The sequence below is a fragment of the Mucilaginibacter kameinonensis genome (assembly GCF_003675385.1).
Taxonomy (GTDB): Bacteria; Bacteroidota; Bacteroidia; order Sphingobacteriales; family Sphingobacteriaceae; genus Mucilaginibacter; species Mucilaginibacter kameinonensis.
Genome location: NZ_RCWZ01000005.1, coordinates 632,226 through 645,214 on the forward strand (window position 1 = coordinate 632,226; position 12,989 = coordinate 645,214).

Genomic DNA, 12,989 nt, shown 5'->3' on the forward strand with positions numbered 1-12,989 from the left:
TCTGCTATTGCGTGGCCGCTCCTCCTACAACGGGGCAAGCTGCACAGCTATACTAACCTTTGGCCCTCCCGGTAATTTTTAAAATCAAATTATAAACTAAAAACTTCAAAAATCAATGAACGAAAAAAACAGAAACCATCACTCAACCAATCCAGATCAACCTCTCATTATGTGCAATTAAAAGTTTAATTATGAAAAAGACTTTACTTAAAAAGTATGTTAAGATTAGCAAGTCCGGGTTTTACCTGGGCGGTATCGTCCTTTTATTTGTTTCGGATTTTAGCTCCGCCGCTCCTATAAAAACCGCGTCCCATCAGATTGTTGGCGTGGTTACTAAGGGCAATAAAGAAAATGCCCTGACAATAAAAGGCCGGGTTATAGACCGGGTAACCGGTCAGACTATACCGGGAGTTTCTATAAGGATCAAAGGAGCCACCGGCGGTACAGTTACTGATATCAACGGCAACTTCTCCATAGAAGCAGCCAACAATGCGGTACTGGTGTTTACCTATATAGGGTATGATCCGCTCGATGTGCCTGTTGACGGCCAAACCACCCTAAACGTAAGGTTACAGCCGGCAGCCAAAAACTTGAATGAGGTAATAGTAGTAGGTTATGGCGCGCAAAAGAAAACATCATCCACCGCCGCCGTTTCAACTATCAACACAACTGAAATAGCCCAAAAACCGGTTGTAAATTTGACTAACAGCCTGGTGGGCCGCGCCTCGGGCCTAATAGTTACCCAGGGCAGCGGCGAACCCGGTTTTGACGCTTCAAATATCCAGATCAGGGGGCAAGGATCGTTCAACCGCTCGGCCGCCTTGCTTATTGTTGACGGCGTACCGCGCGATTTCAGCCGCCTTGATCCTAATACCATAGCCAGTTTCACAGTACTAAAAGATGCAGCCGCTGTTGCTCCTTACGGAGTAGCCGGTGCTAATGGAGTAATTTTGGTTACGACCAAGCAGGGCCGTTCAGGAAAAGCATCGTTAACCTATAATGGATATGTCGGTTTCCAAAATCCAACTTTTATACCACAATACACCAACTCTTACCAATATGCGCTGATGCGTAATGAGGCCAACGCTAATGACGCGGCAGATGCAGGCACGCAATATGTTCCTTTTGCTACCGATGATGACCTGCAAAAATATAAGGATCATTCAGATCTTGATGTGCACGGGGATAGTGACCCGCTGCATGATATTATCCTGAAAAATCGTCTGATTACCGCTCACAATATTACGCTCTCGGGCGGTAGTGATGACATCAGGTATTTTGCGTCGGTTGGATATACCCATCAGGATGGTATGTGGGGTACAACTTATCTCAATAAATACAACGGATCATTAAATTTAACCGCCAATGCTACCAAAAGCACCACAGTAAACTTTTCGGTAAACAGTTATGTAGAAGACGGACATTACCCTGGTACAGGCGCAGGAAGCATTTTAGATCAGGCTGAACGAACAGCGCCCTATACCCCCGTTTACTTTACTAATGGTTTATGGGGTGGTTACATAGGTCAGTCGTTGGTTGGCGAAATTTACCATAGCGGTTATGACATCAATGAAAACTCGGCTTTACTTTCCCAGTTGTCTATCGATCAGAAACTGCCCATCAAAGGCCTGAGTATTAAAGGAGTGATCAGCTACGATAACGGCCCGGAACCTTTGTTTAACACACAAACATCATTTCAACGTTCTTACCGTACCCCTATCCCATTTTATAGCGTAGCCGATAAAACCAAAAAGCCTTACACTTTTGTGCAAAGTATCCAAGGCAGCCAATATCCAAGCTACTCAGAAACCTATAATCAAACGCATTCTATTACGGCGCAGGGCTTATTAAACTATGCCGGTTCATTTGGCAAGAGTGATATCACTGGCTTGCTCGTAGTTGAAAACCGTACAGTTAAATATAAAACCTTCTCGGCCAAAAAGATCAATTACAACCTTGATATCGATGAGCTTGATTTTGGTGGTCCTGCTCCTTCCGATGCGACCAACTCCGGCCACTCCGACGGGCAGAAACAAATAGGTTACGTTTATCGTCTCGGTTATGCTTATGACAAAAAATATCTTTTTGAGGCAACCGGCAGATATGATGGCAGCTATCTTTTTGCACCAGACCATCGCTGGGGTTTCTTTCCGGCTTTCTCGGCAGGCTGGCGTATTTCTGAAGAGAAGTTTATGAAAGGTAAAATAGACTGGATAGATAACCTGAAACTCAGAGGTTCATGGGGACAATCAGGTGCTTATCCGGCAAGTGGTGGTAATATTCTTACCTACCAGTACCTAAGTCCTTACCGCATTGCATCAAGCTCAGGAGTATTAAATAACACTACCACTCAGGGCGTTTACGAGGGACTGCAGGGCAACCCGGACATAACCTGGGAAAAGGCTACCAAAATTGATGCGGGTTTAGAAGCTACACTTTGGAATGGCGCCCTTGGCTTCGAAGTCGATTACTTTTCAGAAAAAAGGTCGAACCTGCTGGCACAGATCGCGGCATCCCTGCCTCCTGAATATGGCATTGGTTTAGGGTTGGTAAATGGCGCTAACATGCAAAATCATGGCATCGACGTAACGATCACCAGTTCGAAAAGCTTTACCAAAGACTTACGCCTGGATATTAAAGCTACCTTCACCTTCGCCCGGAATAAACTGGTTAAGGTATACGAAGACGCGGGAACTTATGCCAATCCTAACACACGCCGAACAGGGCGTCCGAATGGTACCCAATTTGGGTTACAGGCATTAGGCTATTTTACACCGGCTGATTTTGAAGCCGACGGAAAAACCCTAAAACCAGGTATTCCCGTTCCACAGTTTGGAGCTGTCCGCCCTGGTGATTTGAAATACGCCGATTTAAATGGCGACGGCAAAATAAATGGCAATGACCAAACAGTCATCGGCCATCCCAATACCCCCGAAATTATTTATGGGCTTGAGCCACGTCTTTCGTACAAAAACTTTGATATCGACCTGCTGATCCAGGGATCGGGAAACAGCAATATCCAGCTTAATAACTATTTCGTGTGGCCTTTCCAGGCATCCGGTTCAGCAACCGAATTAACTTATAAAGACCACTGGACACCATCAAATACCGACGCGTTATACCCTCGTTTATACGGTACACCAAAATCAAACAATACGCAGTCATCCAGCTGGTGGATAAGAAATAACTCATACCTGCGCCTCAGGAGCTTTGAATTAGGGTATACTTTTTCAAGCAGGCTGCTGGGCAAAGCGATGCGATCGCTAAGAGTTTATGCAGCAGGCCAGAACGTGTTTACCTGGACACCATCGATAAAAGAAACTATTGATCCTGAAAACAGCGGAAGTAATGAAAATTATTTCCAGCAGCGCGTGCTTTCAATAGGAGTTAATGCAACATTTTAAAATATAACGAGATGAAATCAACATATTTAAAAAAGAGCCGGGTGTACTTTCTCGCTTTACTTGTAGTTAGTGCAAGCGCCTGTAAAAAAAATCTGTTAGACGTGCCGCCTAAAGGTTTTTTAACCGATGAGGCAGCATTTTCCTCAGAAGCTAACGCCGACCTGGTGCTTAATGATATTTACAGCAATTTGCCCGATATTAATAACGAGACGCAAAACTCGGATCAGTATACAGATAACAGCGCCTGCGGTGCATCATGGGAAACAGGCCAATCGGTGATCCGGGCTAATTCGCTCAATCCTTCTAACGCTATCGACGGCCCCGCTGGTTCATGGAAATGGGAAACTGTTTACGCCAACATCCGGAAGTGTAACATATTTCTTCAGAATGTTACGGCAAACAAAGCTAAGTTTTCAGACGCATGGTATACCAAACGTATTGGCGAAGCTACGTTCATGCGTGCATACTACTATTCATTGTTATACACCAATTACGGCGGTGTGCCACTTATTTCAAAACCGCTTGACAACCGCACCGGCGACGACATATTTGTGGCCCGCGGTACTGCCGATCAAACAATTGCTTTCATAGAAGCCGATTGCGACGCAGCTGCTGCTGCCTTACCGACCACATCAGATCCAGGCCGGGCCACCAAAGGAGCGGCTTTGACCTTAAAGGGCTGGGTTGAACTATTTGCAGCAAGTCCGCTTAGTAACACTACTAATGATGCGGCCAAATGGGCCAAAGCGGCCGCTACCAACCAGCAGGTAATGACGCTTGGACAATACATCATTTTTTCGGATTACGCAGGTCAGTTTCTGTCATCAAACAACTGGAACAAGGAAACCATTTTTGCCAGGGGATACGCAGCACCCAACCGCGGCCACAAACGCGAAGGCATTCTCGGGCCTGTTATCGTGAACGGTGGTCAGCAAGCCTGGGGAAACCTGGCCCCTACGCAAAACTTGATTGATGATTACGAAATGGATAACGGTAAAACTATCACCGACCCTACATCGGGTTATGACCCTCAAAACCCTTATGTACACCGGGAGCCGAGGTTTTACCAATCCATTGTATATGATGGTTCAAGCTGGCAGGGCGATATCTTTAAATCCCGCATCGGTGGTAATAACGAGATTGACTTAAGCTCATCAAGTGATATTTCAAATACCGGTTATAACGGTAAAAAAACGCTGGATGAATCTATCCGCGGGCAAACGAGCTTAAATACCACACAGGGCACTTCCAACTATATTATCTTCAGGTACGCCGAGGTACTTTTAAGCTACGCCGAAGCGCAAAACGAAGCCGTTGGCCCTGACGCTTCCGTTTATGCAGCGGTAAACCAGGTTAGGCAACGCGCGGGTTCTGCGTTACCCGCCGTTCCTGCTGGTTTAAGTAAAGATCAGATGAGAGATGTTATCCGGCGTGAGCGACGTATTGAATTTGTATTTGAAGACAAACGATGGTACGATATCAGGCGCTGGGACATTACCACAAAAGGCCCCGCTGTTTTGCAGGAGCAGGAATATGGTATGAAAATTACAGCTGATGCTGGCGGCAAATTAACTTACTCCCCAGTACCAATATTCAAAAATTCCTTTTCCGAGTATATGAACTGGTTGCCATTGCCATTGCGGTTAATCAACCAGAATCCAAAACTCACACAAAACCCGGGATATAATTGATTTCATAATCCGGTTTATTAATTGGTTCGCGGCCCCCTTAACCCGGGGCCGTTTTTTTTCCAGACATTCTAAAAACGACCGCTAAAAGAACTTTTTAGACAACAAAAATGCAATACTTATTGTACTACTTCTATTATTTAAAAACAAGGCCCCATTAGTCAAAAAAGGTGCATTGTCGGCCAATTTATCCTGGTTAAGGTACATTATGCAAATAAAAATGTACTGTATGACAATTTACAGCTGTAAAAATTACATTTATTTGTATCTAAAACTTACAATTATCAATTGCCCCAAATTTTCTAAATATAAATATCTATGAGTAAAACTTTCTTTTCGAAAAAGACTCTTATTTTATCAATCGTAACCATTCTTTCCGGCTATCAGTCAAGTTTTGGTTTCCAGGCGCCCACCGGAAGCAGGCTATCCGCTACGGATACCGCGTCTGTGCCGAAAGAAATTGAAGACCCTGAAAACATTGGCATCCATAAAGAGGCCAGTCACGCTACGTTAATGCCCTATGCTTCGTTAAAAGAGGCTTTGGCCGGTAATCGTCATGCGTCGTCATATAGCCGCAGCCTGAACGGGCTTTGGAAATTTAACTGGGTAGACTGGCCACAGAAGCGCCCGGTTAATTTTTATAAACCCGATTATGATGTATCGGGCTGGAAAGATATCAAAGTGCCATCCAACTGGCAAGTTGAAGGCTATGGCACGCCATATTACAGCAATTTTACCTATATTTTCCAAAAAGATTTTCCGAGGGTAATGAGCACCCCGCCCGAAAAATATACCGCGTATAAAGAACGAAACCCGGTAGGCAGCTATCGCCGTGACTTTACCGTACCTGCCGAATGGAATGGTCGCCGTATTTTTATCACTTTTGATGGCGTTGATGCAGGCTTCTTTATCTGGGTGAATGGCAAGAAAGTAGGTTACAGCGTCAATAGCCGTAATGCTGCTGAATTTGACCTTACCAAATACATTAAACCAGGTAAAAACACTTTGGCTGTCGAAGTTTACCGTTTTACTACTGGCAGCTACCTTGAAGATCAGGATATGTGGCGACTAAGCGGCATCTTCAGAAATGTAACCCTCTGGAGCAGCCCACAGGAGCATATCAGGGATTATTTCGTCAAAACCAATCTGGATAGCCAGTATAAAAACGCCGATGTTGTTGTATCAACCAAAGTAAAAAACTATGGTACAGCCTCTGTTAAAGCCCGTGTATTGGATGTGGCTTTATACAATGGCAGCGTGCCGGTTCCGGGAGCAACTGCTAAAAAGGCTATCCCTGCCTTAAAGCCAGGCGAAGAAGTTGTTGTTGAAACCAGCTTTCATGTAAACAACCCGCAAAAGTGGACGGCAGAAACGCCTAAGCTTTATATCACAGTTGTTAAAATTAATGACGGGGCTAATGCTATTGAAACACTGTCATCACGTACAGGTTTCAGAAACATCGAAATTAAAGGACGTTTGTTTCTGGTTAATGGCGTACCAATTAAACTAAAAGGTGTAAACCGTCACGAAAACTGGCCGGATGATGGTCATGCGGTTACCGAAGAGCAGATGATCAGGGACATTGTACTAATCAAACAAGCCAACTGTAATCATGTACGCACCTGCCATTACTCCGACGATCCACGTTGGTATGAACTGTGCGATCAGTATGGCATTTACCTTGTTGCTGAAGCTAACTTAGAAAACCACGGTGCATGGGACGAGTTCAATGAGGAGCCAAGGATCAAAGCCGCGTTGATTGACAGAAATGTTGCCAACGTGGAAAATTTCAAGAATCATCCATCTGTTATTATATGGAGCTTGGGTAACGAATGTGGCAGCGGCGGCTCAAACTTCCGGGCGATATTAAAAGCGATTAAAGATATTGACACAAGCCGCCCTACTCACTACCAGGGTTTTGGCATCGGTAAAAACAATCCTGCCGATATGGACAGCGAAATGTATACCGATGTGGAGAACCTCGAAAAACATGCCAACGATCAAACCTTAACCAAGCCATTTTACCTGTGCGAGTATGCACACGCCATGTTTAACTCCATGGGCTCAGTTGATATTTATAACGACTTGTTCGATAAATATCCTCAGTTGTTGGGCGGTGCTATCTGGGAGTGGCAGGATCAGGGTATCTATAACAACCGCGACCCTAAACACCCGATAACTGCTTTTGGCGGAGGCTTTGGAGAGTATCCCAACGATCAATACTTCATTCACAAAGGTGTCGTATTTTCAGACAGGTCATTAAAACCACACTATCCCGAACTGAAACATGCTTACCAGTGGATCAGCATCCATCCTAAAGACCTGAAAAACGGCATCGTTACAATTAAAAACCGTTACCAGTTTATAACACTCAATAGCTTTGCTGCTAAGTGGACTGTAAGCGAAAACGGTTCAATCATATCTTCAGGCAACCTGCCATTAAAAGAAATTAAACCCGGCCAGGAACTGGATGTAAAAATCCCATACACGGTTACTCCTAAACCCGGGGCAGAATATTTCCTGAGGGTTTCATTTGACCAGGCCGCAGATAATATGTGGGCAAAAAAAGGTTATGAGGTAGCCGCCCAGCAACTGGAACTTCCTATAGCTATATCTGCAGCTAAAGAACCTGCGCCAACAACAAAACTAAGCTTATCAAACGAGGACAATAAGATTAAAGTAAAGGGAACTGGCTTTGCGCTGGAGTTTGACGTAGCCAAAGGTACTTTTACTAAAATGGAGAAAAACGGCGAAAATGTTTTACAGGATAACGGTGGCCCGATGCTGCACTTATGGCGTGCGCCTCACCGTAAGGATGACATGTGGGCTTATGATGACTATTGGGTTAAATACGGGATAAAAGAATTGGCATGGAAAACCGATGATGTAAAAGCCACCCAGCTTACCAACGGTAATGTAGAAATAAAAGCAAACCTAACCGGCACCGGCAAACACGATTTTGCAGTTCATCATCAGGCTGTTTACACTATTGATGGTAGTGGAAACATTAAAGTTGATAACAACGTGAGCTTTAATGGCAGCGATAAAATAGTGCTTGGCCGTTTAGGCGTGCGCCTGTTCCTAAAACAAGACCTTAACCAGTTTGAATACTTTGGTCGCGGGCCAATGGAGAACTATGCCGACAGGAAAAGCGGTTTTGATGTTGGTCATTACAGCAGCAGCATTGCGAAGCAAATGACACCGTATGAAAAGCCAATGGATTGCGGTAATCACGAAGATGTACGCTGGGCCAAGGTATTTACAGCCAAAGGTTCGGGCATCGCGATTCAAAAAGCAGATGAACTGTTCCAGGTAACAGCGTTACCATATAGCGACGAGGAAATGACCGATGTTGAATACAAAATAGACCTTCCTAAAAGTAAGGGGACTGTATTGTGCATCAGCCACAAAACTTTAGGTGTTGGTTCATACGGCTGCGGCCCAAAGCCGCTGGAGCAATACAGAGTGTACGCAAAACCAACATCGTTCACTTACCAGATCCTGTTATTGGGTAAAAAGTAAAGAGGGTTACTATACTAAAGTGAGAAGCATAATTATAAAATCGTCATTGCTTCGTTCCTGGCAATGACGATTTTATTAACAAGCAGACAAATCATCCTTCCGGAAACGATTGCATAGTTTTAATTGGGCATATTCTTTTTTTGCAGTTTCAGGTTGAGTAATCTTGTTGACGGGGTTAAACGCCACTGTATTACAACCAATTAACATTTTACCATCAGCCTTCGCAACGGGCATAAACAACCAGTAATGAAAAAAGCACTTCTGCAATTATTGTTCATCGCTACCTGCTTCAACGCCTCAGGACAACAAACCATTATTAAATACCTTTCTGGTACAGATAAAGATCACACCGTTCAATGGGATTTCTTTTGTACCGATGGGCGTAAGAGCGGCCAGTGGACAAAGATCCCGGTTCCATCCAACTGGGAATTACAAGGCTTCGGCACTTACAATTACGGACATGATAAAGTTAAGGCCAACGAGCAGGGTTTATACAAGCATGAGTTTACCGCTGGTAACTGGCAAAATAAAAGGGTGCTTATTGTTTTTGAAGGTTCTATGACCGATACCAAAGTAATGGTGAATGGTAAGCAGGCCGGCCCCGTACACCAGGGCAGCTTTTACAGGTTTAAGTATGATATAACCGATTTGGTAAAGCTCAATATGCAAAACCTGCTTGAGATTACCGTTGATAAAACATCTGCAAATGCATCTGTAAATGATGCCGAACGCCGCAATAGTGACTTTTGGGTATTTGGTGGCTTATATCGCCCGGTTTATCTTGAAGTTGTACCCGAAACTTATATTGACAGGATTGCAATTAACGCCAGGGCCGATGGCTCATTTCAGGCCGATATATATTCGCAAAACCTAAAAGGCGGTGAAACCATAGAGGCACAGATACAAAAACTAAACGGCGAAAAGGTCGGTCAACCTTTTTCATTAAAAGCAACTCCTGCAGCTGATCACATCGAACTAAAAACAACCATCAATAAACCTTCATTGTGGAGTGCCGAATTTCCTAATCTGTACCTGGTGGCTATCGCTATAAAAAACAACCAAGGCATTATTCATGAGGTTAAGCAAAAGTTTGGTTTCCGCACCGTTGAATTGCGCGTTAACGACGGCTTATATGTAAACGGGGCAAAGATTATAATGAAAGGCAGTGATCGTCATAGTTTTTGGCCCGAAACCGGTCGTACCCTAAGTCACGACATTCATTTAATGGATGTTAAGCTGATGAAACAGATGAATATGAACGCGGTTCGCATGTCGCACTACCCCCCTGACGTCGATTTTTTGGATATATGCGATTCGTTAGGTATTTACGTATTGGATGAGCTTACCGGCTGGCAAGCCAATTATGATACACCAACCGGTCGTAAGCTGGTAAAGGAATTGGTTGTGCGCGACGTAAACCACCCCTCCATCCTATTTTGGGACAACGGTAACGAAGGAGGCTTTAACCGTGATCTGGATAATGATTACGCGCTTTATGACCCGCAAAAGCGTACTGTTATTCACCCCTGGGAAAAATTTAATGGTACGGATACCAAACATTACCCCGATTATAACTACATGGTTAACGCTGCAGCTAACGGAAAGGAAGTATTTTTCCCAACCGAGTTCATGCATGGTTTATATGACGGCGGTGCTGGCGCTGCCCTTGATGATTTTTGGGCGCAAATGGTAAAGCACCCGCATGGCGCAGGTGGCTTTATTTGGGCGTTTTTAGATGAAGCAGTAATCCGCACCGATAAAAATGGGGCCTATGATTCAGACGGCAACCATGCACCTGACGGCATTGTTGGCCCTCATCGCGAAAAAGAAGGCAGCTTTTATGCTATCAAAGAAATCTGGTCGCCGGTTTATGTTGATCCCCAGCCAATTGACAAAACATTCAATGGAAAAATACCCGTAGAAAACAGGTACAGCTTTACTAATCTTAACCAATGTGCATTTAAATGGCAACTGGTCAAGTTTCCGTCGGCGAGTGCTAAAACCACCTCTCCCATTGTAAGCGCTTCCGGCTCATTGGCGAAATTTGATCTAACACCGGGCGAAAAAGGTGTGCTTAATTTGAACCTGCCAACATCATGGGCAAAAAACGACGCGTTGTACCTTACCGCTTACGGACCTGATAAAAAGGAGATTTTTACCTGGAGCTGGGCGTTGAAAACACCGGTAGCAATCAATAAAATCGTATCGTCACTCAACAGGTCGGTACTAAAAGCGGATGATACCGGTAAACAATTGCGGGTTATGTGTGACGGTATTGTTTATTATTTTGATAAAAACACGGGGTACATCCAAATGGTGGTTAAGCCAACCGGTACGGTGTCCTTATCCGGCGGACCAGTTTTAGCCGGCGTCAATACCTCGCTAAAGCAATTCAGCCATAAAGCGCTAAATGGAGGCTACATAGTTGAAGCTGATTATGATGGCGATGCAACGCTTCATGTAAAATGGACTTTTACCTCCGGCCAACCTGCAAAACTGGAGTATCAATACAGCCAAAAAGGTGACGTTGATTTTATGGGTATTACTTTCAATTACCCCGAGGATAAAATAACCGGAATGAAATGGCTTGGCCGCGGTCCGTACCGGGTTTGGAAAAACAGGCTCAAGGGGCAGCAATTTGGCGTTTGGCACAAAGCTTACAATAATACCGTCACCGGTCAAACCTGGGAATATCCCGAATTTAAAGGTTATCACGCTGAACTTAACTGGGCGGTGATTGAAAATAAAGAGTCGCCTTTTACAGTTTATACAGCTAACAAAAACGTGTACCTACAAATGCTGCGCCCGGCGCGGGAGCAAGCCGCATTGGACAACAACAACGTTGAACCCGCATTTCCAACAGGTAGCATTGGCTTTTTAAATGCTATAAGCCCTATTGGTACCAAATTCCAGGCTGCTAAAGTAATGGGGCCACAAAGCCAAACCAATCATGCCGATGGTGAACCAATAGACGGTACACTTTGGTTCGATTTTTCGCATTGATCAAAAAAATAAAACAACCAACAAACCTATATGAAACAATTATTTACAAACAATAAAAAATGTATTGCTTTTTGCTCAATAACGGGCATGAGCGCTATTATGCTCATTTGCTCATCCTATGTTTTCCCGGAATCTAAACCAAACATAGTTGACCCCCCACTTATTACTGTAAAAGTTCAACCGATCAGTTCCAATTTACAATCGCCAACGGCCCTGGCTTTCCCGGGTAATGGCGACATTTGGGTAACTGAACAACCCGGCAAAATCAGGGTAGTAAAAAACGGCAAATTACTTGATGAGCCACTGCTTGACTTACGGAGCAAAATGCTGAAAGTGAACAAGGGCTATGAAGAACGCGGTTTATTAGGTATCTGCCTACACCCGCAATTTAAATCGAATAAAAAATTCTATGTTTTTTATAGTGCTAATACCACCGGCAAGTTTAACCACAAGGATGTGATAGCCGAGTATAAACTATCATCTAATTCAAGCGGGATTGATCCAAATAGCGGCCGGGTGATTTTAGAACAAGACAAACCGGATGGCAATCATGATGGCGGCTGTATCCAGTTTGGCCGCGATGGTTATTTATACATCTCATTTGGTGATGGTGGCGGCCAGGGCGATAAACATGGCGAAATTGGGAATGGGCAAAATTTGAGCAACTTACTTGGTAAAATCTTGCGGATTGACGTTAACTCAACCACGCCTTATAATATCCCCAAAAGCAACCCCTTTGTAGGTAAAAAAGATGTAGCGCCGGAAATTTGGGCTTATGGTTTCCGTAACCCCTACCGCTTTTCTTTCGATAAGGCCTCGGGGCAATTATTTGCCGGAGATGTAGGGCAGGATCTTTGGGAAGAAGTTGACATTGTAATTAAAGGCGCCAACTATGGCTGGCGCCTAACCGAAGGGACACATTGTTACAACCCAGCCACCGGCTGTGATATTAAAGAAATTACTATGCCCATTGCCGAGTATAGCCATACTGAAGGTGTTTCGGTTATAGGTGGTTATATTTATAACGGTAAGCAGGTACCCATTTTGAAAAGTAAATATGTGTTTGCCGATTGGGTAGGCAAAGTATTTTATCTGCAAAAAGCAGCCTCAAAATGGCAGCGCGGTAAAATCACCTTCCAAAATATCCCTCAAAACTTAAAGATCATCGGATTTGGTGAAGATCCATCTGGTGAAGTATATGTACTAACCAACTCCGATACGGGGCCCGAAAATGCTAATGGTAGTATTTATAAAATTGTAAAAAACTGATTCGTCAGATAAAACTAATCCATTAATCTTAACCTATAAAGGCCGCCTGAAAAAGGCGGCCTTTATAGGTTAAGATCTCACTAAACTACACATGTGCATTGAC

General features: G+C 44.1%; 5 protein-coding genes. All 5 read left to right on the plus strand.

Annotated features, from left to right (window positions below; all coding sequences use genetic code 11):
* The first annotated feature begins 191 nt into the window (after window positions 1-191).
* Window positions 192-3,404 carry a SusC/RagA family TonB-linked outer membrane protein gene (locus tag EAH55_RS25695; protein ID WP_121812169.1) on the plus strand — a complete coding sequence of 1,071 codons (3,213 nt, stop codon included), beginning with the start codon at window positions 192-194 and terminating at the stop codon, window positions 3,402-3,404.
* Between the two features lie 11 nt (window positions 3,405-3,415).
* The gene (locus tag EAH55_RS25700) at window positions 3,416-5,095 is read left to right on the plus strand and encodes a RagB/SusD family nutrient uptake outer membrane protein (RefSeq protein WP_121812170.1); all 1,680 of its coding nucleotides are present in this window, start codon (window positions 3,416-3,418) and stop codon (window positions 5,093-5,095) included.
* Window positions 5,096-5,410: 315 nt separating this feature from the next.
* The gene (locus EAH55_RS25705) at window positions 5,411-8,614 is read left to right on the plus strand and encodes a glycoside hydrolase family 2 TIM barrel-domain containing protein (protein ID WP_121812171.1); all 3,204 of its coding nucleotides are present in this window, start codon (window positions 5,411-5,413) and stop codon (window positions 8,612-8,614) included.
* Window positions 8,615-8,860: 246 nt separating this feature from the next.
* Window positions 8,861-11,617: a glycoside hydrolase family 2 protein gene (locus tag EAH55_RS25710; RefSeq protein WP_121812172.1), complete on the plus strand. Its 2,757-nt coding sequence runs from the start codon at window positions 8,861-8,863 to the stop codon at window positions 11,615-11,617.
* A gap of 30 nt (window positions 11,618-11,647) precedes the next feature.
* Window positions 11,648-12,886 (plus strand): PQQ-dependent sugar dehydrogenase, encoded by a 1,239-nt coding sequence (locus EAH55_RS25715; protein ID WP_244228362.1) that lies wholly within the window; start codon window positions 11,648-11,650, stop codon window positions 12,884-12,886.
* The last annotated feature ends 103 nt before the right edge of the window (window positions 12,887-12,989 follow it).

Bases quoted from the DNA above. Each gene is read 5' to 3' on its own strand.
- EAH55_RS25710 (WP_121812172.1), top strand. From the start codon at position 8,861: ATGAAAAAAGCACTTCTGCAATTATTGTTCATCGCTACCTGCTTCAAC.
- EAH55_RS25695 (WP_121812169.1), top strand. From the start codon at position 192: ATGAAAAAGACTTTACTTAAAAAGTATGTTAAGATTAGCAAGTCCGGG.
- EAH55_RS25700 (WP_121812170.1), top strand. From the start codon at position 3,416: ATGAAATCAACATATTTAAAAAAGAGCCGGGTGTACTTTCTCGCTTTA.
- EAH55_RS25705 (WP_121812171.1), top strand. From the start codon at position 5,411: ATGAGTAAAACTTTCTTTTCGAAAAAGACTCTTATTTTATCAATCGTA.
- EAH55_RS25715 (WP_244228362.1), top strand. From the start codon at position 11,648: ATGAAACAATTATTTACAAACAATAAAAAATGTATTGCTTTTTGCTCA.